At 43.9% G+C, this 22,230-nt stretch carries 17 protein-coding genes and 1 pseudogene; 12 read left to right on the forward strand and 6 right to left on the reverse strand.

Going from position 1 to position 22,230, the window contains the following annotated elements:
• Nucleotides 1–69: 69 nt before the first annotated feature.
• From UA76_RS03510 to UA76_RS03520, 3 genes and pseudogenes are all read left to right on the forward strand, one after another.
• Nucleotides 70–3,564 carry a hypothetical protein gene (locus UA76_RS03510; RefSeq protein WP_420340893.1) on the forward strand — a complete coding sequence of 1,165 codons (3,495 nt, stop codon included), beginning with the start codon at nt 70–72 and terminating at the stop codon, nt 3,562–3,564.
• A gap of 17 nt (nt 3,565–3,581) precedes the next feature.
• Nucleotides 3,582–4,480 (forward strand): annotated as a pseudogene (locus UA76_RS03515) (OmpA family protein).
• Nucleotides 4,481–4,540: 60 nt separating this feature from the next.
• On the forward strand, nt 4,541–5,404 hold the full coding sequence (locus tag UA76_RS03520) for a mechanosensitive ion channel family protein (RefSeq protein ID WP_047043104.1): 864 nt from the start codon (nt 4,541–4,543) through the stop codon (nt 5,402–5,404).
• 72 nt (nt 5,405–5,476) lie between these two features.
• On the opposite strand, the gene UA76_RS03525 is transcribed toward UA76_RS03520, so the two are convergent.
• Together UA76_RS03525 and UA76_RS03530 are read right to left on the reverse strand one after the other, a co-directional pair.
• Nucleotides 5,477–6,124 carry a PGAP1-like alpha/beta domain-containing protein gene (locus tag UA76_RS03525; protein WP_047043107.1) on the reverse strand — a complete coding sequence of 216 codons (648 nt, stop codon included), beginning with the start codon at nt 6,122–6,124 and terminating at the stop codon, nt 5,477–5,479.
• 149 nt (nt 6,125–6,273) lie between these two features.
• Nucleotides 6,274–7,047, reverse strand: coding sequence for a hypothetical protein (locus UA76_RS03530; RefSeq protein ID WP_047043110.1), 774 nt, complete (start codon nt 7,045–7,047; stop codon nt 6,274–6,276).
• A 728-nt stretch (nt 7,048–7,775) separates the two neighbouring features.
• Here UA76_RS03530 and UA76_RS03535 point away from each other — a divergent pair.
• Nucleotides 7,776–10,136: a Lon protease family protein gene (locus UA76_RS03535; RefSeq protein WP_047043113.1), complete on the forward strand. Its 2,361-nt coding sequence runs from the start codon at nt 7,776–7,778 to the stop codon at nt 10,134–10,136.
• A 476-nt stretch (nt 10,137–10,612) separates the two neighbouring features.
• A complete protein-coding gene (locus tag UA76_RS03540; protein ID WP_052771935.1) occupies nt 10,613–12,631 on the forward strand; it encodes a bifunctional metallophosphatase/5'-nucleotidase in 2,019 nt (672 codons plus the stop codon).
• A gap of 68 nt (nt 12,632–12,699) precedes the next feature.
• Here the strand turns inward: UA76_RS03540 and UA76_RS03545 are convergent, their stop codons facing one another.
• The gene (locus UA76_RS03545; RefSeq protein WP_047043134.1) at nt 12,700–13,419 is read right to left on the reverse strand and encodes an SDR family oxidoreductase; all 720 of its coding nucleotides are present in this window, start codon (nt 13,417–13,419) and stop codon (nt 12,700–12,702) included.
• 205 nt (nt 13,420–13,624) lie between these two features.
• Between UA76_RS03545 and UA76_RS03550 the strand changes: the two genes are divergently transcribed.
• Both UA76_RS03550 and UA76_RS03555 read left to right on the forward strand, forming a co-directional pair.
• Complete coding sequence (locus tag UA76_RS03550) at nt 13,625–14,521, forward strand: LysR family transcriptional regulator (protein WP_047043137.1); 897 nt, start codon at nt 13,625–13,627, stop codon at nt 14,519–14,521.
• Between the two features lie 105 nt (nt 14,522–14,626).
• Nucleotides 14,627–14,845 carry a DUF6500 family protein gene (locus tag UA76_RS03555; RefSeq protein WP_047043141.1) on the forward strand — a complete coding sequence of 73 codons (219 nt, stop codon included), beginning with the start codon at nt 14,627–14,629 and terminating at the stop codon, nt 14,843–14,845.
• A gap of 76 nt (nt 14,846–14,921) precedes the next feature.
• On the opposite strand, the gene ykgO is transcribed toward UA76_RS03555, so the two are convergent.
• Together ykgO and UA76_RS03565 are read right to left on the reverse strand one after the other, a co-directional pair.
• The gene (gene ykgO / locus UA76_RS03560; protein ID WP_047043118.1) at nt 14,922–15,065 is read right to left on the reverse strand and encodes a type B 50S ribosomal protein L36; all 144 of its coding nucleotides are present in this window, start codon (nt 15,063–15,065) and stop codon (nt 14,922–14,924) included.
• A gap of 27 nt (nt 15,066–15,092) precedes the next feature.
• Nucleotides 15,093–15,338 (reverse strand): type B 50S ribosomal protein L31, encoded by a 246-nt coding sequence (locus tag UA76_RS03565; RefSeq protein ID WP_047043121.1) that lies wholly within the window; start codon nt 15,336–15,338, stop codon nt 15,093–15,095.
• A 304-nt stretch (nt 15,339–15,642) separates the two neighbouring features.
• On the opposite strand from UA76_RS03565, the gene UA76_RS03575 reads away from it, so the two are divergent.
• Genes UA76_RS03575 through UA76_RS03585 form a run of 5 tightly spaced genes read left to right on the forward strand, consistent with a single transcriptional unit; the run spans nt 15,643 to nt 21,040 of the window.
• Nucleotides 15,643–18,021, forward strand: a complete 2,379-nt coding sequence (locus UA76_RS03575; protein ID WP_052771936.1) for a toxin VasX — start codon at nt 15,643–15,645, stop codon at nt 18,019–18,021.
• A gap of 2 nt (nt 18,022–18,023) precedes the next feature.
• On the forward strand, nt 18,024–19,133 hold the full coding sequence (locus tag UA76_RS23345; RefSeq protein ID WP_052771937.1) for a hypothetical protein: 1,110 nt from the start codon (nt 18,024–18,026) through the stop codon (nt 19,131–19,133).
• 3 nt (nt 19,134–19,136) lie between these two features.
• Nucleotides 19,137–19,538 (forward strand): hypothetical protein, encoded by a 402-nt coding sequence (locus tag UA76_RS23350; RefSeq protein ID WP_052771938.1) that lies wholly within the window; start codon nt 19,137–19,139, stop codon nt 19,536–19,538.
• Nucleotides 19,525–20,085 carry a hypothetical protein gene (locus UA76_RS23355; protein WP_052771939.1) on the forward strand — a complete coding sequence of 187 codons (561 nt, stop codon included), beginning with the start codon at nt 19,525–19,527 and terminating at the stop codon, nt 20,083–20,085. Before UA76_RS23350 ends, UA76_RS23355 begins: the two co-directional genes overlap by 14 nt.
• Nucleotides 20,086–20,092: 7 nt before the next feature.
• Nucleotides 20,093–21,040, forward strand: coding sequence for a hypothetical protein (locus UA76_RS03585; RefSeq protein ID WP_047043128.1), 948 nt, complete (start codon nt 20,093–20,095; stop codon nt 21,038–21,040).
• A 307-nt stretch (nt 21,041–21,347) separates the two neighbouring features.
• On the opposite strand, the gene UA76_RS03590 is transcribed toward UA76_RS03585, so the two are convergent.
• Entirely contained in the window at nt 21,348–22,019 is a 672-nt protein-coding gene (locus UA76_RS03590; RefSeq protein ID WP_047043130.1) for a DUF3313 domain-containing protein, read from the reverse strand.
• Nucleotides 22,020–22,230: the final 211 nt, after the last annotated feature.

Raw genomic sequence — 22,230 nt, forward strand, 5'->3', positions numbered from 1 at the left:
GCTATAAAGCGCAAAGGAATGCCGTTTGGGAAGAGCTATCTTGCACTTTGTGTAGTTGCGGCCATTCCAATGATGATGGCAACCTTGCCAGCAGTGGCAAAAGATACCAGTCAGCTTGAACAGCTTGATTCTGACTCCATGGATATTGAAGTTGACGTTCGTGAACAAACGGATAACTCTCGTATCTACTTAGAAGAAGGGGCTATTTGGGCAAGCCGTGACATTACAAGGTTCCAACCTGTTTTGGATGTGTCCGTTGGCGACGAGCTTGAGGTTGTCGATGGCAAGCTGAAAGATGAAGTGAGTTTCACGATTACTTCTAACTACAGCTACTACATTACTCATTACCAAGTTGAGATATTTCGTGGACAAGACCGCAGTTTATCACAGCCAATCAAAGTGCTAGAAGGAACAGAGATAGCCAATGATTTCGATATCAGTTGGGATGGTTCAACGGATGTTGATTATACCTTCACCAAAGGTAGCCAGCTGCTGTTTCGTTTTAAAGCGTGGGACAAAGACGGCAACATGGATGTGACCACCGTGGGTGTTATGGATTTGGTGGAAGGCGATTCGGAAGTCGAGATTGATAGAAACGACGGTGAAGAAGCACTGAGCCGTAAGTTTGGCCGAGCCAATTTAATGCGTCACAACATTCCGACCAATGCCGGTTTGGCTAAATTTATTGGTACGGGCCTAAAGGGCGTGGATAAAGTCGTGATCGGTGAAGACGAATTCGATGTCGAAGGTGGCGAGCTATACGCTGAACAGTTCTTGCCTGCCGATGCTTACCTATTCCCGACCAAAGTGATTTTTGATAACGGTGATGAGCGTCGTTACCAGTTGTATGTTCGTATTCCTGACACCTACTATGCACAGGCTGGCTTGGCAGACATCTATTTCGGTAAAAATGAAGTCACGGGTAACACTCGCGCATTGGGGGTTAATGACCAATATAACGACGATATTTATAACCAAGGCCGAATCGCATACTTTGGTCAAGGTAAGTTTGGCGATAAGTTAAGAATTACTACTCACTTTGATAGTAAAGACAGCGAAATCAAAGACATCTTTAAGCACCCATTCGCAGCCGAAGATTCAAGTGTATTCGATATCCTAGAAGACGATGATGAGCTTTACTACGGCGATTACGGTGACAGCGCTAATATCAAGAAAGTGGTGAATACCAAAGGTAAAGTGTACTTCGACCTTCAATATGATAAATCTCAAGCCCTTTGGGGTAACTACAATACGGGGATTACAGGCACCGATAACAACGACTACAACCGTAGTTTGTACGGTTTTAAAGGGGATTACCGAACACGCTCTACTACTAAATTTGGTGATGACCGTTTAAACGTTGTCGGCTTTACCGCATCAGCAGATTCATCCTTTGCTCATGATGAATTTTTGGGAACGGGTGGCTCGCTCTACTTCTTACGTCATGGTGAGGTGGTGCCTGGCAGTGACAAGGTCTACGTAAAGGTCATTAACAAAGACAGCGGAATTTCAGAAAAAGAAGTGCCTCTTCAATCTGGCCGAGACTATGAAATTGACGCATACCAAGGGCGCATCATCCTTACGCGGCCATTGAGTAATATCATCTCAGATAACTTTGGTAGCGTGATTCAAGATGGCCCAAGCGATGGCTATGAGAATTACCTTGCGGTGGACTATGAATATGTTCCACAAGGCAGTGATGCAATTAATGCCATGACCTATGGTGGCCGCATCAAAGGCTGGGCTAACGATTATATTGGTATTGGTGCCAACTACGCGACGGAAGAAAAAGAGGGGCAAGACTACGAGTCTTACGGTACCGACTTAACGCTTCGCGCAACCGAAGGTAGCTACATTAAAGCCGAATTTGCACACAGTAAGGGTAAGCAAACGGACTCTAACTTCGTCTCGTTTGATGGTGGTTTAACCTTTCAACAAATAGGCGGTGAGTTAGAAGAGCGTGAAGGCGACTCCATACAAGTTAAGGCTGTGGGTAATCTTTACGATCTGGCACCCAATATATTTTCAGCCGTCGGCAACGATGTAAAAGCTTGGTATAAATCGAAAGATGCCGGATACAGCTACGCCAGTCAAAGTGACAATTTAGAACAAGAGTCCTACGGTGCAGAGCTTCGCCTGCAGGCAACAGACAGAGTCGCAATTGCTACCCGTTTTACTTCGATGGAAGAGAAAGAAGTCGATGGCACGCTAACCAAAGATACCGAGCAGGTTGAGTTGGAGGCGCAATACAAAGTCACAGAGCACATCAAGGTATCTGCTGCGGGTAAGCAAGTTGAAGAGCTTAACCGAGAGGGTTTGCGAGGCAAAGGTAACCTTGCAGGCCTGCGCGCCGATTATATTTGGGACAGCGATAATAGCGTTTACATCAAAGGCCAAACTACGGTCGACAGCACAGGGGAATACGACGATAACGACAGCGTAACTCTTGGGGCTGAAGCGCGGGTATTCGAAGATTTGACCTTGGGCGCAGAATATACCACGGGCGATCGTGGCGATGTCACTGAAGCCACTGCAACTTATGATGTTACTTCGGATTATTCAACCTATCTGACTTATGTCGATGATAACTATGAAGGGCAGAACAACGTTATCGTTGGTCAACGTGCAGACTTAACCACCAGTATCGATTTTTATCAAGAGAACCAATTTGTTGATGAAAACAATGGCAAGGGGCGGATTGATTCGTTTGGCTTTGGTTATGATATGAATGACAAGCTGGATTTCGGCATTGGTTATCAACAAGGTGAAATCGAGAAGCCGTCGGAAGCGGATCCGGTTCTATTAGAAGTTACTCGACGCCGAGCTGTCACTTTTACTGCCGATGTCGACTTAGATGACATCATCTTAAAAAACAAAATCGAATATCGCGTCGATAAAGGTAACGAAAATGTCGATCCAGACAAGCAACGTGTTGATCAGTTTGTGACAACCAACCGATACACTCAGTACCTCACTGAAGAATATACACTGTTTGGTAAGTTCAACTATTCGAAGTCGATTAATAAATTAACGGATTTAACTCTGGCACGTTTTGTTGAGGCCACGGCAGGTCTTGCTTATCGACCAATTTATAACGATCGATTGAACCTTCTGAGTCGTTACACCTATCTAGCTGACAAAGACAACCTCGATCGTGAGGTGGATTACTCCAATGAGTCTTCGCATATCATTGAAGTGGAGGGGATCTATGAAATTGATGCCCATATTGATGTGGGCGCAAAGTACGCGCATAAAGATAAAACGGAAGACTTCTCTCGCGCATCAGGTGCCATTGAAACGGCTAAAAGCAATATTAACCTTTATGGTGTGAGCGCCTCTTACCACGTGATGAAAGATTGGGATGTCACAGGTGAATACCATTGGAAAACCGACACACTTAATGATGAGCTAGAACACGGTGCTTTAGTCTCTTTGAACAAGCATCTAAGTCAGAACTTTAAAGTGGGTGTGGGTTACAACTTCTCAGGCTTTGATGGCAATTTAGTCAATGATGACGACTATGATGCAAAAGGCGTATTCATCAACTTAGTGGGCAAATTGTAAGGATGAAAATGAAAGTAATGAAACAAACGCTCGGGGTTGTGGCGGCATTAGTTTTGGCCGCGTGTTCCGCAGAGACCTACGTAAGCCAAGAGAACGTAGATAAGTTCGGTGATCCGCAAGTTGAGAAGTTTCTAATTCGGGAGTGTATTGTGCCAGAGCGAGATATTCACTTTGCGCTAGCCTCGCATTTTGAGTTTGATAAGGCAGAGCTGCAGCCAGCAGACCAAGCGTCACTCGATGATTTAGTCAAAAAAGTACGTAAACTTCACGGGCAAATTGCTATTGTTGGGCATACTGATTATCAAGGCAGCGATGATTACAACTTAAAGCTATCTCTTGCGCGAGCTGAGGCGGTTAAAGCTATTTGGAAACTCAGCTAGATGCTTCTCGTTATGATTGGGAAGTGAAATCGTATGGTGAATCTAAGCTGCTGGTGGAAGGCACCAGCCTGCAAGCCAATGCGGAAAACCGCCGAGCATACGTAATGTTTGAACAGACTCAAACTCATGAGGAGAATGCATTCTGTGAGCCGCCAGCACCAGAGCGCAAAGTGATAGTCGCCATGACCTCTCACTTTGATTTCGATGATGCGCAGCTGCAAGCAATAGATAAGCCGAACCTAGATGATTTCGCTGCTAATGTGAACGGTTTCCAAGGCCGCATTTTGGTAGCTGGTCATACCGATTACCAAGGGTCTATCAGTTACAATGAGGCACTGGCAAAGCGCCGAGCGGAATCTGTGTTGCAATATTTGCAGACAAAGCTAGACCCATCTGATTTTGTGTGGGAGGTTAAGTCTTTCGGAGAACTTAACCCAATCACAGAAGAGCAAACGCTCGATGCCAATGCATTGAATCGTAGGGCATTTATTGTCTTCAAAGAGGGTGAGTTGCCGGATGATGGTGCTCAGCCCTAGAGTTTAGAAACAGAAGAATGACAAGAGGGAGCGCAGCTCCCTTTTTAACAGGAGTTATTAATGGAGAAAGTACAAGCCGTAGTGGATTTTCTTCTTGAACATAAGTTGGTGTTCACCGCGATTATTTTAATTGTGATCGCGATAGTTCGTCGCATCATTTTGTCGCTCATCCGTGGTGATGTTAACTTTGTGTCGGAAGACCAACGTAAGTGGATGTCTCAAACTAAAAACACCAGCTTTCTTGTCGCCCTTTTATTGATGTTTATCCTTTGGCAGTCGGAGATTAGCGAGTTTGCCCTATCTGTAACCGCGATTGCCGTTGCCATCGTCGTTGCGTCAAAAGAGATCATTCTCTGTTTTACGGGCTCTATCCAACGGGCGAGCTCACGTTCGTTTAGAATTGGTGACTGGATTGAAGTGGGCAAGTTGTGCGGCGAGGTGATCGAACACAACATGATGGCTACGGTAATACAAGAGATTGACCTTCACCACGGTCAATACCACTACACTGGAAAAACAGCCACGTTGCCAAATAGCATGTTCTTTACTTACCCCGTAAAGAACCTTAATTTCATGAAGCGCTACGTGTACCACAACTTCACTATCGTTGTGCCAAAGTTTGCTAATCTGTTTCCATTGGTGCCAACCATTACCGAGAAAATCGAAGAACACTGTGCTTACTTCAGTGACGTTGCTAAGCGCTATAATACGATGATTGAGAAGCACGCAGGCGTTGACCTTCCGGGGGCTGAACCACACATCCATATCACCAGTGGAGCGACCGGAGAGCAAATCATCCACTTCATGATTTTCTGTCCAACCGACAAAGCGTTGCACCTAGAGCATCATATCCGGCAAGACTTCATGGAAATCTATGAAGAGAAGTTTCCAGAGGATGAAAAGAAAGAAGCGTCATCGAGTTGATGTCATTAAAAGGCCCTTAGTCATTTACTAAGGGCTATTTTGTTCGCATAGAAATTTCGCAGTAAGTGATGCTTACTTTAATGGTTCATCATTGCGCTGATGACGGTTTCGGTAGAAGCGATCGTGTTCGATGAAATGATCAATTTGCATGGCAACATAATCACTGTGCAACATGGTGGTATGAGTGGCGTGCACTTCAATGTGGTCTGTCATGCCTTCGATTTTAGTTTCGTCAACCGTGACGGTGCCGTCTGACGCTTCATCGGTTCCAACGATCAAGGAATGAAACCCCAATGGTGTGGTTCCAGCTAAGCTACCGAGTTTCTGGGGAGCTTCCCACTTATCAGCGTGCGAGTTAAGGCCGTGCTCAGGAGAGTTTCCCAGCATGGCGCCGAACCCAAGCTCCTGAATCTTCATTGCAATCGATGCTCCTTGAAGAGGAGAGCCCAACGTCACGACATGAGGGGCCGTTTCTACTGGGACAGGTCGCTGTTTGAGGTATTGTTTTAGCATGAGCCCGCCAAGACTGTGGCCAACGAGAACATTGGTATCTTCGAAGTCTATGGCTAAGTCTATTTTGTCGAATAAGTTCTCAAGATCGATTTCCACCGTGTTGTAGCTAATGACTTCCGTATCATAGCCCTTTTGCTGAAGTAGATAACTGAGGGGCTGCATCATCATGCCATGCATATAAAGGCCGTGTAGTATGATGATTTTCATGGGGAAGTGCTCCTTTGCTAGTGGTGAAAGGCATAAAATTACTATACCAAGATTGAATTGAGAATCTAGACGAAATTAACGACTCGAAACGAAAAAAAGCGACCCTGATTCAGGGCCGCTTATCTAAGTAGTTTATGGGAGCGAAACGGTTATTTTACTGAGGTAAAACGGAACGTTTGTATTTTTTGCTCGGCGCCACCAACATATGCGTATGTATCGATAAACCAGACGTTTTGGCCGGCAAATCCTAGCTCTAAACGAACGTCAGCTGTTTCAACTCCCTCGTAGATTACTGTGTTTACGTCGGTAGGGTAGAACTGGTAGCGGTTAGCTTGCGGTAAAAACTCCCCCGCAAAACCCATCTTAGTGTCTGTTGCTGCATTTACTAAGTTCATTTGGTAGCCTGACTCAGGTGTGTAAGAAAACTCAGCGGTTAAATCAACACCTTGGTCATTAGAGATACGAACGTCTGCCTGAGTAGTTTTTGGCAGTGAACCCATACCTTTTAATGAGCTATTACCTTCTTGATCGCTCACATGGTTGCGCATGCTTACGTTCCACTCACCGGTGAAGTTGTTTAGCTCGTCCCACGTTTTTGGCGTGTTGTTTGTTGCGCCGTTTGAGTTACCATTACCAATAGAGGCGATAGCGTCATCGCGGCTGCTTGAGCGCATGCCATCACGATTGTTTTGAATATCTGCGCCAGCACCAGCGACACCGCCAGCCACGCCACCAGCTACTGCGCCTTTAACCGCAAGTTCAGGTTCACCAGTTAGAGCGCCCAATGTTAGTCCAAGAAGTGCACCACCTGCTGCGCCTGTTTTTGTCATCTGGTTCGGATCGTCTTCACCAGGAGTTACACAGCCAGTTAGAAGAGGAAGGCTGATTGCAAAAGCTAAAGTAGTTTTCAGTGCAGTTTTCATAACAATCGTACTCATAATTTAACGTAATTTGGGGGAGAGGTTTGCTCTCGTCTATGGCGCTCATTATTGTACAGTGTTTTATTGCGATCAACTTATCACGGTGATAACTGTTAGTTATTACGTTGCATGTTAATTAAGCGAAAATTCATACATATCATAAATTTGCAAATATCACCTCGTGCCTTTTTATTAATTTACTAAATGGAAAAGCGAGAATTCCACAAAATATTTGCTTTGCGTATGGCTTGTGATGTTACTAGATGTGAAATGAATTTCATCGTCTAGAACAGTCATTGAGAAGATACAAATTATCGAAGTGGAGATTGATGGATCACACATTGATTGGCGTGAGCAGCGGTGTTTCATGAATAGTGATTAACGACTGAAATGGCGAAATTTGAATAAAATAAAGCGCCGCATCTGTGCAGCGCTTTGCTCAATGATCGGCGGCCAAACCGTAAAAGCAATTAAAAGGAGTTACCTGACCATTCTATCAATACTCAGTCAGGATTAGGCTGTAGTGCAACCTTATGAATAACTATAGTCAATGAATTTGAATTTTTCCTACCGATCTCTAAATTTTTCTCGCGATTACCTCTTTACATGCCTCGTTTAACAGTATTTGCCTATAAATTCACCACTTAGATTCGAATTCGGCGTAAGTCACTAAATTGTAAATGAAAAGCGTCTAGACTAAGGAAAAGAGGGATTTGGAGAAGGAGACAGCAATGACAATTCAAGCATTGAATTCGACACAGCTCTATCATGTAGCGGAATTAGAGAAGCTACCATGCAAGTCGACAAAGGAACTGCCTCCGATTGACGAGATAGTAGGTCAGGAGCGAGCTCAAAAAGCCGTTGAGTTCGCCATGTCGATAAAAGAGAAAGGCTACAACATCTATGCCATAGGGCAGAATGGGTTAGGTAAACGTACCATGATACTGCGTTACCTCAATCGCCATCAGCACGACGCTGCCGCACTTTTTGATTGGTGTTATGTTGCGAACTTTGAAGACATTCGCACGCCAAAGGTACTTAAGCTTCCTAATGGCATTGGTCGAAAGTTAAAGCAAGACATCGAAAAGCTCATGACCAAATTGGTGAAGGCTATCCCGCTCGCTTTCGATAATGAAATGTACTTTACTCGTGCGGATAAGCTAAAAAATCAATTGGCGGCGAAACAAGAAGCCGAGCTGGAAGGCATTACCCGTCAAGCCAAGGAGCAAGGCGTTAGCTTAACTGTGACAACCCAAGGGGATTATCAGTTTGTTGCGATGAATGGCGATGAGCTACATAGTGAAGAGAGCTTTGACGAACTGACCAAAAAAGAGCAAGAGCACTTTGGTAACACCATCGACGCGCTTGAGATCAGTTTACGCAACATGGTTCGCCAATTGACTGAGTGGGAAGAGACCTACAGCGAAAAGATCAAGAAGCTCAATGATGAAGTGACCAAAGACGTAATCACGCATTTCATTAAGCAGTTGAAAATTGATTATGCAGATTACTCGGAAATCAAAGGTTACCTGACCGACTTACAGAAAGATATCATTGAGAACGCAGACATTTTCTTAGAAGAAACCGGTGAGCAAGGTGAAATTGCAACCGCGTCTTTGGACAAAAAACTTCCGCGTCGATACAAGGTTAATGTACTGGTAAGCCGCGATAATGAAGATTTCCCGATTGTGGTCGAGGAAAACCCTAATTACCATTCGTTGTTTGGTTACATTGAAACGGCAACCTTCAAAGGAACAGTATTTACCGACTTCTCTTTGATTCGCCCTGGCAGTTTGCATAAAGCGAACGGTGGCGTGTTGCTTATGGATGCGGTTAAGGTATTGGAACAGCCTTACGTTTGGGATGGCTTGAAACGCGCATTGCGTGCAAGGCAACTGAGTTTTACCTCGCTTGAAAAAGAAGTCACTCTTACCGGTGCGGTATCTCTCGATCCAGAGCCAATTCCACTGGATGTGAAAATCATTCTATTTGGTGACTACCGCACCTATCAGCTTCTTCAGCATTATGATCCGGAGTTTAGCGAGTTGTTTAGAGTGACCGCTGACTTTGAAGATGAGATGAAGCGTACACCGGATGCAGAACTCCACTATGCGCGATTCATTTCCAGTATTGTTCACGACAATGGGATGTTGCATTGCGATAAGAAGGCGATTGCGCGAATCATCGAGCATAGCTCACGGATTGCTGGTGACCAAACCAAGCTTTCTCTGCACTCAGCACACATTGCTAACCTGCTTCGAGAATCGAATTACGTGGCTCGTCAGGCCAAGTCGAACATGATCCGCGTGAGTCATGTCGAAGAAGCGCTGAGTAACCAACAGATGCGCCTTGGTCGATTACAAGACAGTGTAATGGAGAGCTTTATTAATGGAACGACGTTGATCCACACGTTAGGAGAAGCGGTGGGGCAGGTGAATGCGTTATCGGTACTAAGCACTAGTGACCATATGTTTGGTGCGCCGAACCGGATCACGGCAACCACGGCCTATGGTGATGGCGATGTCATTGATATAGAACGCAGTGTCGATCTTGGTGGTAGCATTCACTCTAAAGGTGTCATGATCCTGACCGCCTACCTGTCTTCTGTGTTTGGCAAAACCGCCAAAGTACCGCTTACCACTAATATTACGTTTGAACAGTCTTATGGTGGCGTAGATGGAGACAGCGCCAGTATGGCCGAGTTCTGTGCGGTGGTGTCTGCATTCTCGAAACAGCCTAATAGACAAGACATTGCCATTACGGGGTCAATGAATCAGTTTGGTGAGTCTCAACCTATTGGTGGCGTTAACGAAAAAATCGAGGGCTTTTACGATGTGTGTAGTATTAAAGGTCGTTCCAACGCACAAGGCGTGATTATCCCTCGTTCAAATATGCACAACTTGATGCTTCGCCCAGACATAGTTAAAGCAGTAGAAAAGGGTGAGTTCCATATTTGGGCGATTGACCACGTGACCGAAGCCATTGAGTTATTCACAGGTAAATCTGCTGGTGAGCCAAGTGATGAAGGTAGCTACCCAATCGATACTATTTATGGAATCGCTCAAGCTAAGCTCAACGCATTAAGGAAGTGAATATTCTAGATTAATAGATAGTATATTTGGATAATTTAAATCTAACAATTAATAGGTAAGGCACTGATAACAATCTGTGCCTTTTTTAATGCTTGTAGTTAATTATTGTGATTATGAATTAATACAAAGTTTCGAATAGCTTTCATTATGAGTCTCAGTATTTATTGTGTTTATTGGATCTCTGCCCCATTAACTTGCTGAAAGTATTAACTTTAAATGGTTGTTGTTTATATCATTGTCAGTTAATTTTCTTGTTAATGTTTGATGTTTATTAATCGATTGCTTTGTAACTTATAGACTTATTAAGGTGATCTAGGTCCCGAGTTTTATGTTATTGAAAAATCTGCGTTCATTATTTTTGTACTCTAGTCACAAAGGATGATTGTTATTTTTCAAGGCAGATTTTGTGCTAATTGTCAGTGGTTATGTGCCAACTAGAAATATTAGTTATATTGATGTTTATTTCTGGACCAATAATGAACAAAAAATTACTTGTCTCCGCAATTGCACTAGGCCTAGTGGGTTGCAACTCTTCTAACTCAGATACAATTTATAAAGCCCCTTTTGAGCGTTTTTCAATGTCTATTGCGCATGTCAACGACACACACTCGTCGTTCGATGAAGTAAAAGCTGCCATTTGGAGCGACTTTTTACGTGATGGTGACCACGTTTATACGGCTTTTGGAGGCCATCCGCGACTACTTGAAGCGGCCAACGAATACAAGCAACAAGCAGAAGAAGAGAACCGTAGCATGCTCTTTTTGCATGGTGGTGATGCTTGGCAAGGTACGGCTTACTTTAAGCTAAACAACGGTAAGATGAATGCCGATATCCTAAGCCGAATGGGATTGGACGCCATGGCGATGGGTAACCATGAGTTCGACCTTGATAACGAAACATTAGCAGAGTTTCTAAACACGGTTAACTTCCCTGTGCTTGGCGCAAACATGGATACCTCAGAAGATGAGGCATTACGTGATATAGACAACCTTCTCCCATACACTTTGTTTGCCTTTGAAGGTAATAAGAAAGAGGAAGTAACCCTAGATAACTTACCGCGTGATAAGCAGGTTGTAGCGGTTGTTGGTGTTGTATTAGAAGATATGGCGCAAATCTCTCCAAATGTGGGCGATGTAAGGTTCCAATCAGAGATTGAAACAACACAGAAAGTGGTTGATGAGCTTAAAGCCAACGGTATCAACAAAATCATCTTACTGACTCACCTTGGTCTTCAGCGTGACATCAATATTGCTGAAAACGTGAATGGCGTCGATGTGATTGTAGGTGGTCACTCTCACACATTGATGGGGGACTTCACAAACATCGGTTGGGCGGAAGAAACACCATACGCTTACATGGTAACGAATCCAGACGGCGGCCAAACTTGTGTGGTTCAATCTGGTGAAAAAGCGCAAGCCATTGGCCACGCTAACGTGAACTTCAACCGTGATGGTAGCGTGAGTAGCTGTTCTGGTGGTAACACTATTCTTTCTTCAGACACGTTCTATTCAGATAGCCGTCGTGAAGATTCATCAATGCTTACAGGCAACGACGAAGCGGAAGTAGTAGCATTCATCGATGGTGAGGCTAACATCGCGATCATCGACGAAGATCAAGCGCTTCGTGAGCGTATTGATACTCGCTATAAGCCAGAATTAGAAGCGGCTTATGGTGAAGTGATCACCTATGTGGCAGAAGATTTGGTTCATGAGCGTCGTCCAAATGACGGCGGTACGGATGAGCACGGTTCTCGCGTTGCCCCAATCGTAGGTGAGGGTTGGCTGCACTGGGCAAACCAAGCTGAGGTACTAGCCGCTACAGGTTTCGCACAAGTCGATGTAGCACTCGTTGGTGCTGGCGGCGTGCGTAACTCGTTAGAGCAAGGCGATTTGCGCGAGGGCGAGATCTCACTAGAACTTCTTCCTTTCTCTAACTACCTTTCGGTACTTGAAGTACAAGGTTCGGTGCTGCGTCAGCTAATTGATGAAACGGTAACCGCTAGCCTACTAGACTCAGCGCACATGGGTAAATTCCCGTATGCCGCGGGTCTTCGCTACACCTTTGACGAAACTGTGGCTCAAACTGATGGCGACATCTCACAGCTACAGATCCGCCGAGTAGATGGCAGCGGTAACGTAACGTGGGAAGACGTGGTTGATGCGAACGAATACGTTATTACTACGACTAACTACAATGCCAACGGTAATGATGATTGGACGGCTCTTTATCAAGCTCAAGAAAGTGGTGTTGAACGTTATGAAATCGTACTCGATGGGAATAATGTGGATGCTTATCGTGTTACAGCGATGACAACAGTTGGCGACAGTTATCGTCCAATTTACGCTGATGGTAACGGCCCAGATTGTTCAGACGACTCCGCACTGACATGTAACACAGATGCACTTGGTGTGATTGAGTACTTAGATTCAGAAGTGGATGTACTTGAAGAAGTTGAGCACCCACCAGTGACACTTAATTTGCTACCACGTAGCTAAACAGAGATAATCAAATAAAGGTGAACCTAGGTTCACCTTTTTTTTTACTTTGAGGCCAGTAGTGCGTGTTAAGGCTGTTGCTTAGTCGGCGCTAAAGCAATCTCACGAATGCACACATTTTGTGGCTGTTGGTAGGCGTAAAGTACAGCTCGCGCGATGTCATCAGCAGCGAGTACGCCTCCCATATCTTCCTTCCACGCATCATAGCCATTTTTAATCGCATCTGATGTTGTGTGAGAAAGTAATTCAGTTTCTACCGCGCCGGGTGCAATTGTGGTGACACGAACATTAGACGCAGCAACCTCTTCACGTACGTTTTCAGAAATGGCATGAACGGCAAATTTAGTGCCGCAGTAAGCCGCATGATCAGGAAACGTCTTTTTACCCGCGATAGAACTGATGTTGATGATAGTGCCACTATTGCGTGCTTTCATTGGCGCTAGAACCGCTTGCATGCCGTTCAGCAGGCCCAGAACATTTACATCAAACATGCGTTTCCATTCATTGGCTTCTTGAGTATCGATTTGACCAAGCAACATAACACCCGCATTGTTGACTAACGCGTCTGCTGGGCCATATGTGTTTTCGGCTTCCTTGATAGCGGCGATGAAACTGCTTTGGTCGGTCACATCCACTTGACGACAAAGAGTATTGGGTAAATCTAAGGCTTCCAAGCGTTCAACACGGCGGGCCAGTAGAAGCAATGGATGGCCTTCATTGCTAAGCGTGCGGGCAATTGCTTCACCAATACCAGAGCTTGCACCTGTAATAACAATCAGTTTTTTCATCGTGTTCTTCATCGAAGTTATCCTCATTACCGTTTGCCTTTGAGCGGTCAACTTGAACATGGCTCAAAGACTTTATGAATACAGCGTTGTTTTGTTGGTAAGAAGAATACGAAATACGCTATTGTTGATATATAGCATTTTAATGAAAACACTGTTGCTATACAGCAATAATAATGAATGTGTCAACAATATGAGTAAGACAACTATGCTCAATCAAATTAACCTTTCGGATATACGCAGTTTTGTACTCATCGCGCAATTAGGAAACTTCACCAAGGCTGCTGATGTGCTGAATGTTTCTCGCTCCCATGTTTCGCGCCAAATCAGCCAACTTGAGGCGCAAATGGGGGTGACTTTGCTGATCAGAACCACAAGAACCCTCAAACTTACCGAAGCAGGTAAAGGGTTCTATTTAAAATGTGAACAAGCCATGCAAGGCATTGATGAGGCCTTATTGTCTGCGGTAGAAGATGTGGAATCGATTCAAGGAAACATCAAAATCAACAGTGTAGGTGGCTATTTGGGAGAAGAGATTGTTGCTCGGCTTGCCAGCGACTTCATGCTGCGTCATTCAGAAGTGACGATTGACCTCGATTTTAGCAGCCACAGAGTGGACCTAATTGAAGAGGACTTCGATATCGCGCTTCGCATGGGAAAATTAGAGGATGCTGGCTTCATCGCGAGAAAGTTATTAGACATTCAAATGAGCACACTCGCGAGCCCCAGTTATTTGAAGCAGCATGGAAAGCCGCAAGACCCTAAAGCTCTTTCAGAGCATCGCTGCTTAACGGGGTCGGTGAATCGTTGGAACTTCGTCAATGAGAACAATAAAGAAATTGAGGTTCGAGTACAGGGGCAACTGCGTTGTAAAAATGGACGCGTTTTGGTTAATGCGGCATTGAATGGCAACGGAATAATCCGGGTGCCTACTTTGTATTGCCAAAGCGAACTTGAGAAAGGGGAACTTGTTGAAGTGTTTGAAGAGTGGGGAATACCCAGTGTTGAATTCTCGGCTATCTATTCCCGTGATCCCTATCAGCCCAAGCGACTAAAAGCGTTTATCGATTATCTTAAATCTTCGTTCGAGAGTTACCGTTCATGACTCGCGACAAGATTGTCCATTCCCAGCAAAGAGACACATAAGGTGTTGAATAAACGAGACGAAGAATGGGATGATACACGTTTGATTAGCATGGAGAGAGAATCAATGCGTGATTCGCTAAGGCAGAAAGTTATCGAAGTCTGCAATAAGAAGATTGAGCAAAAAGGCGACGGAGTTGGCGTATCATTTTATGCGTTTTTTAAGAACAAAAATGATGACCCAGAGTTATTGATGGAAGCCGCGACATGGTGGATTCAGACTCACGAACTGGATCATTTTGTAAAGGCGAAGAAAATCATAGAAATGGTAGAGAGCGGCCAGTAAATTTCGGCGCTTTATCGCTACAACTTGATCAAAAAAAGAAGCCCGGTTGAAATGCATTCAGCCGGGCTTTTTGATCTTATTTCTTTTTCTTCACTTTACCCTGCACCGCTTTAAAGCGAGGGTTAGATTTACAGATTACGTAAATGCGGCCACGGCGCTTAACCACTTGGCAATCCTTGCTGCGATTCTTGGCACTTTTCAAAGAGCTGAGTACTTTCATAATTCGTATTCCTTACTTATTTTGTCTTTAGGTAGATGGGCTAAAGCGTTGGTTGAACTTCGCCACGCGACCATCTTTCTTAATAACTTTCTGCTGCCCCGTGTAGAAAGGGTGAGAGTGCGAAGAGACGTCCAACGTGACATATGGGTAAGTTTTCCCATCAATCTCTACGGTACGGCTAGTTTGAGCGGTAGAGCCGACCAAGATGTATTTGTCTGCGCCTGTATCGTGGAAAGCGACTGTGCGATATTCAGGGTGAATGTTTGGTTTCATTTGTGAAAACGTCCTTGGCTTAATACTGTGTTTCAGTGTTACGTTATAACATACAATGCGTGCACTATAATGCAAATGAAAATGATTATCAATTATTAATTTTGAGATTCAGGAGCAAACCAAAACTTGACGATATAAACAATAAGTTGGCGAGAAGAACAATTTTTGGTTAGCTCTATCAATTTGTTGTTAGTAAAGTCATGAAAAATAAGAAGATAAGCGCTGGCATGGTTCTTGTATTTATGTTCTGTTTGGCGATTTGAACGCCAGCTCATTACAACAACATCGTCAGTTAGGTTTATTCATGAAAACGCCGTACCCGCCAAAACACTCCATGATGTGGGTGAATTCTAAGAACTCATTTGCTGAAACTGCACTCGCTTATGCGCAGGATGGAAATCTAATTTCATTAACGGAGAAGTCAGATCTGCCTGCTACGGATATCTGTGGTTCCCCGCCTGAAACAAGTATGTTTTGGGAAGGGGGCACAGAGAAAATTGAGTTGAATGAAATAGAAGCTCTGGCGTGTGACTACACACGCAATGAGCCTGACCAAGAAGTCGAAACGGTTCACTTTGTACCCGTTCGATACGCCATTGACGAAATCGAATCTGGCGAGACTAAACCCTTTGGGCTACCTGAAAACTGGGTAGGTTCGGGCCCAGCTAGGCTCAAACATCACAATTATACATTGCGTCAGCTAAGAGATGGTTGGTTATATGTTTATGATGCTACGACAAAAGCATTGGATGAATACGAAATAAAAGGCAGTGAACTTACCTATTACGAGCTTGGTGAGTCTGAAAAGGTAGACACAGACATTGAGGCTGACATTGAGCGAGGCGTTGCTCAAGAAAGCAAGCCCTATCTGAGTTATCCAGAAGGTAGCTTGCTATCGATATGTTTCTCGCAACATCGTTGGACATGGAATATGTTTGAAATGGTGGCGAACAACCCAGAAAAGCACGCCAGCAAGATGCAAACCATCGTATTAATAGAAAGCGGGCATCAGCCACATATCGCGAGTATTGATGCTATTGCAGAAGTGGCAGACATAGAAGATTCACAAGTCGATGATAAACGCTTTGTTTTTTCTTCTCTGCCTACTACGGAGCCTGAGCCTGCCGAAGGAGATGACGGGGCTTCATCCGTTACTCCAAAACCAGTGGCTGTTGCGTCAGAGTTGACGGGGTCGATACCTGAAGATGAATCTGCTTTCCTGGTCGCCATTAATGACTACACGGCTGACATTGAAGATATGGCGCATCACTTTACAGGGTATGTAGCACCCTACCGTTTATTTGAAGAGCAGTTCAGTGAGCAGTGGACTCTAATGCACGCCGCGATGCAGCTATGTATGTTTGGTGCAACGAACAATAAATCACTTCCACCTAGCGCTAAAACTGATTATGAAAAGCTTTCGTTCTATGCAGATATGGCGAACTACTATGAAAGTCGTGATCTTGTTGGGCATACGAAAGGCTTAGAGAACATAGCAACTGAGCAGGCGTGGGCGAGTATTCCTCAAGATATTGCCAACAACAAACAAGATACGTTAGCGGCAGAGATTCGAGAAAAGTATAACATCTCAGAAGCTGCATTTGGGCGCTATGGGAATTGGGTTGCAACGGACAGATGGAGGCGTCAGCTTAACTGGAAGTCAATGCTGACAGAGATGAGAGAGCTAACTGCCGAAAGAGATAAGCTTCTTCTTCCAGCGATAGGTCGTAAGCAAGACTTCATCGCGGTCATGAGTGCGCTGTCTACTCATCATTTAGAAAAAATAGTGGATCTATGGGGTATTGATACTCAGTTTGAGTTGCAACGCCTTCATCACGTCGCTTTGCATGCTTTCATTCTTGTAATGAGCCATTCAGATATGGAATGGGCCGATGAGCAGTGGGCCAAACCAACTTGTTTTTGGGCGTTATTTACTTCCTGTTTTAGCCCAAGCATCTATCAGAAAATCGACCGAATGGTGCCCGAACCACTGAATGTTGAACTCAATGAATCGGATCAAGATTCGGATGAGGGCGCGCTACCAGAGCCCCTAAGTGAAGAGCTTTCCAATTGGAGTAAGGGGCTAGGTTTTTACGCTAAATACAACGATTTCATATCAAACCCCAATACCTATGAAACCGTATTTTTGAAAGATTTAGGGCGAGGGTTTCAAAAGTTAGATCAAGTATTTAAAGCATCAGGCAAAGCCACGTTGCGAAGTGGCGCTGAATTGGGCGCTGATTTTACGGCTAAGACAACGATCAGTATGCTTTCGGCGGTCAATAAGCCGATAAACCGATATTCCTTCCTTTGGCGCGCTACTTTTCCACTGCGTATGGCTCAAGCCGCGGGTATCCCGGTAAATGAGAACTACGTGAATGACGTAAAAGCTTGGAAAAGCGCCGGTGATAAAATTGATGCGAACATTAATAACCAACGCGCAATTGTGGCAGCCTACAAAGCTGGCGGACAAGGCGTAACCCATGGTCAATATCTTGAAGCGCGGCGTCGAATAAGCAACCTGGAGCTTGAACGAACTAAAAATTACCTATCTTACAGTCTGCGTATTGAAGTACCAGCCGATGCTACTCAGGCAATGAAAAGAAACATTATGAGCATATTAGACGGTGCAACCGAAAAAGCTCATAAACATTTTGAAGACTTAGGCGCCTTGGCGCAGTAGCATTGATCTTTAACTTAATCTCTCTTTACGATGCAGTAAGCAGCATTTCAAGTTCTGGTTTGATGAACGACGACGATAAGCTCGACGTGACGCAAAAGGTATTTTATTCCGCCAGTGCATGGACAGGGATAACTACAGGCAAAGCTTGGAATGCTGTTAAGGGTAATGAGACGCTGAGAAGTCATTCGTATCGAGCTCTTTTAAAGCTTGCATCAGATAATGAAGACTTTGCACATATCACATCAAAAAACCTAAGTGATTTAAAACACTTTAATAAATGGCTTGGTATCACAGCCTCTTTAGGAGTTGTGGCTGCTGGTATCGAAACGATAAGAGAGTACGGCAAACTTAAAGGTCTACAAGGCTCAGAAAAAACGCTTCAGTGGGCAGTGGTCGGAAGCTTGGGCGCACAGGCTGGCGTAGGTGCATTCCAGGCTTTAGGCGCTGTCTCTGGTAGGTTGTCAGCAAATGCCATCTTTGGTGGACCAGTGATGGGGGTTTTACTGCTTGCTACATTTGTTCATATTTTAGCAACCAGTTACTTAGATATGCTCAAAAAAGATGCTTACGAAGCATGGCTCTCAAAAACTCCATGGGGGAGAGGAGATAATCGAGCTCAGTGGAGCTCGAATTCATCGTTTGAAGCTAATATCGCTGAGAACAGAGAAATTGTGCGTAAGGCACTGTTTGATCTCAATACCATTATAAATCAGCCAACAATCAGCCATGAGTTAATCGTTAAAACGACTGCATACCCTCAATATACTCACAAGGAAACTGTTGGTGTAACGGTGAATATACATGTGCCTGAAGGCGCAACTAAATTTCCACTTCGAGTAAAGTCGAATCTACCATTTGTAAATGATGATTGTATTCTAAGGTGGAAGGACGGGGTCTATTCTGTCGATATATTGAGTAAAGAATTGCCTAGCTATTTATCGATACAATTAGAATATACGACAAGTGAAAACAGCAAAGGAAAGCACCAGTATTGGTTCCAACATTCGTTGAAACAAGGTGCAACTTACTCTGCTGTGTTAGATAATGACAAACAAAAACAAATAGATAGTGCAATAGCAACTGATTGGCAAGAATTAGGTTCACAGGAGTAACCATTGGCTTATTTACCATTTTACCTCACTCCAGAAGAGTTTGAGGAACATCAAACAAAACAAGAGCTAGCAATCCGAGAAGGAAAAAATCTACATACTTGGACTTGCAACAATATTGAAGAAGCCAATCGCTATGCAGCGATTCAATTTACCTGTCTAGCATTAACTCCTGCAGCAATTATTATGGCGTTGATTGGTCGAGGTGGAGAGCATTGGGCAGCTTACCTCGCAGCATTTCTTATTTTTGTTGTTATTGCTTATGCGGGCTATCTGACCGCGGGTTTAGATAATCGCTATACCTATGCGCTGTCTGAACTTGGCCTAGTTCAGAAAAAGCGCAGAGATGAACCCGAGTGGGTCAATACCGCAATGCAAGCCATCGCAGGCTTGTGTGCCTTTTGGTAGTCTCTTTGCTGTTGCAGTTGTTGGCCCTATGGCATTCGCCGGTACGGGTATCTTCTTACTGATGGGTTGGGGCATGATGAACCGCAAACCAATGAATGAGAGCAAAACGGTTATTGCTCATTCCAGTGATTTTTTGTTCGCACATTATAATAAAAAGCGAAGAGTGATTCTTTTTTACCATAAATATGACGCATGTTTCTATCAAGACGTTGCTAAAACCACTGTTCGCAGATCTCAAACAAGAGGTGGCAGCTATTTATTCTTTAAATCCGAACAAGAACTGGAGGAAGTGATTCAACGTTTTACCGATGAGTGGAATTTAGACTGTTACGAAATCGATGATGTGAATAAACTATTTGACCTTGATAGCGGTAAGCCCGCGAAGTTGATTAAAACTCCCTCCCGATCTCAATCGTATTTGAAGGAAGAAATACACAAAAAGAAAGAAACTAGAGAAGCAGAACTTAGATGGCGATATTTATATAAAGGGCAATGGCTGACAGACAAAGAGATAGAGCAGTTTGATAATGCTGAAGCTCAAGGGTAATTAACCATTGGCTTATTTACCATTTTATCTTACACCAGAAGAGTTTGAGGATCTTCAAAGCAAGCAAGAACAAAAAATACGAGAAGGTAGTAACCTTTGTACTTGGAGCTGCTCCAATATTGAAGAAGCTTTTCGTTGGAATGCTGTTAAACACACTTGCTTTGCTCTTATTCCTGGAGTGCTTTTATTCTTGTTCATTGCACATGTTGCTCATCATTGGATAGGGTCTGTAAGTGCTGTTTTGGTCTTTGGCGCGATAGCATACGCCACCTATTTGCAAATGGGTGTAGACAATCTTTATGAATATGCTCTTTCTGAATTTGGTCTAATACAGAAAAAATGCAGGTACGAACCCAAATGGCTCAACACAACCATGCAAGCCATAGCGGGCTTGTGTGCTTTTGCTAGCCTTTTTTCTATTGCAGTGGTTGGCTCCATGGCATTTGCGAGTACGGGCATCTTCTTACTGATGGGCTGGGGTATGATGAACCGTAAACCAATGAATGAGAGCAAAACGGTCATTGCTCATTCCAGTGATTTTTTGTTCGCACATTATAATAAAAAACGAAGAGTAGTTCATTTTTTCCACAAATATGACGCATGTTTTTATCAAGACGTCGCGAAAACCACTGTGCGCAGATCTCAAACAAGAGGTGGCAGCTATTTATTCTTTAAATCTGAACAAGAACTGGAGGAAGTGATTCAACGTTTTACCGATGAATGGAATTTAGACTGTTACGAAATCGATGATGTGAATAAACTATTTGACCTTGATAGCGGTAAACCTGCGGAGTTGATTAAAACTCCTTCCCGATCACAATCTTATTTGAAGGAAGAAATACACAAAAAGAAAGAAAGCGGAGAAGCAGAACTTAGATGGCGATATTTATATAAAGGGCAATGGCTGACAGACAAAGAGATAGAGCAGTTTGATAATGCTGAAGCTGAAGGGTAATTAACCATTGGCTTATTTACCGTTTTACCTCACGCCTGAAGAGTTTGAAATGTGTCAAGAAGTGCAGTAATCACATCTACACTTTCTATGAAATCCTTATTACTATCGTGGCGCAAAATGGTAAGTTTTTAATCAATGAGCTGAGAAAATGACCACCTAACATTTGAGAGGTGCGTTTATGATTATTTTCTTTCGAGTTCAAGATGTTGAAGAGCTATCCACAAACATTGATTTAGCAAGTTTCTTGCAGGAGCGGTTGCCTAAGATTGCCGCTCCCAAAATTGATGCGGTTCAGTAAAGGGTGAAACTACAGGCTATTTGGATTGTGGAAAGTCACCCCTAATCGTTCTACCCAGTAGTTAATGGCGTCTTTGGCGTCGTCGAGTGAGTCGATCATGGTAGAGAAGTCTTTATTTCCAGCTTCTCTGTCGATCGCGGCGAATAGAGGTGTGCCATCTTGGGCATCGCTCACGAGTAGCTCCACGCTGGCGCTTCCTACATTGGTGTGCTCACCCGTTGCGACTTTGGATATGGTGGACATAGCCAGTCCAAAGGGCAGTACGCTGCTGGTGACCGCCAAGATTGGGTTTGGGGTTTCAATGTTACTTAACGCAATGCTAAGGCGTAGGGTTTTACCGTTGGGCTCATCGACGACCTCTTTCAATTGCGAGACTCTTTCTGTAACTCTCAGCAAAGTGTAGTCTGTCAGCTCTTGTACATCTTCTTGGTCAATTGACCCTTCCTCTGTGACGACGAACACTTGATCGATAACCACAGAATCATACTCAGCTAACTTTTTCTCAAGCCTATCTTTGTCTCGTAATCCTATACGAGCCCAAACTAAGTCGACACCGCCTTCCGGACCTGGTTTAAAATCTTCGTAGCTAGTGAACTTAGTCGCTCTTTGAACTGGACCACCTGCACAACCAATTAAGGTAATACTAAGCAGTGAAATAAGAAAAATTTTTACTAAGTTCATAAAGGAAATTGCCTCTTTTATACAACCGGATTCGTAAACAGGCTGTAGTGTATTTTTTGAACTTATCGTTTGCCAGCTATTATTGAATTAACGCATCCAAGTGTTCGGTAAAGAACAGAGCTACTAGCTTTTCGTTGATATTGATTTTCATGGCTCCAAGCACTTTTAGAAAATAGCGGTTCGCAAACGAAAAAGGCTTCCTTAGTAGGAC

The sequence above is a fragment of the Vibrio mexicanus genome (assembly GCF_001012815.1).
GTDB lineage: Bacteria > Pseudomonadota > Gammaproteobacteria > Enterobacterales > Vibrionaceae > Vibrio > Vibrio mexicanus.

Excerpts from the sequence above, each read along its gene's own strand:
- UA76_RS03510 (WP_420340893.1), top strand. The coding sequence starts at position 70 with ATGATGATGGCAACCTTGCCAGCAGTGGCAAAAGATACCAGTCAGCTT.
- UA76_RS03520 (WP_047043104.1), top strand. The coding sequence starts at position 4,541 with ATGGAGAAAGTACAAGCCGTAGTGGATTTTCTTCTTGAACATAAGTTG.
- UA76_RS03525 (WP_047043107.1), bottom strand. The coding sequence starts at position 6,124 with ATGAAAATCATCATACTACACGGCCTTTATATGCATGGCATGATGATG.
- UA76_RS03530 (WP_047043110.1), bottom strand. The coding sequence starts at position 7,047 with ATGAAAACTGCACTGAAAACTACTTTAGCTTTTGCAATCAGCCTTCCT.
- UA76_RS03535 (WP_047043113.1), top strand. The coding sequence starts at position 7,776 with ATGACAATTCAAGCATTGAATTCGACACAGCTCTATCATGTAGCGGAA.
- UA76_RS03540 (WP_052771935.1), top strand. The coding sequence starts at position 10,613 with ATGAACAAAAAATTACTTGTCTCCGCAATTGCACTAGGCCTAGTGGGT.
- UA76_RS03545 (WP_047043134.1), bottom strand. The coding sequence starts at position 13,419 with ATGAAAAAACTGATTGTTATTACAGGTGCAAGCTCTGGTATTGGTGAA.
- UA76_RS03550 (WP_047043137.1), top strand. The coding sequence starts at position 13,625 with ATGCTCAATCAAATTAACCTTTCGGATATACGCAGTTTTGTACTCATC.
- UA76_RS03555 (WP_047043141.1), top strand. The coding sequence starts at position 14,627 with ATGCGTGATTCGCTAAGGCAGAAAGTTATCGAAGTCTGCAATAAGAAG.
- ykgO (WP_047043118.1), bottom strand. The coding sequence starts at position 15,065 with ATGAAAGTACTCAGCTCTTTGAAAAGTGCCAAGAATCGCAGCAAGGAT.
- UA76_RS03565 (WP_047043121.1), bottom strand. The coding sequence starts at position 15,338 with ATGAAACCAAACATTCACCCTGAATATCGCACAGTCGCTTTCCACGAT.
- UA76_RS03575 (WP_052771936.1), top strand. The coding sequence starts at position 15,643 with ATGAAAACGCCGTACCCGCCAAAACACTCCATGATGTGGGTGAATTCT.
- UA76_RS03590 (WP_047043130.1), bottom strand. The coding sequence starts at position 22,019 with ATGAACTTAGTAAAAATTTTTCTTATTTCACTGCTTAGTATTACCTTA.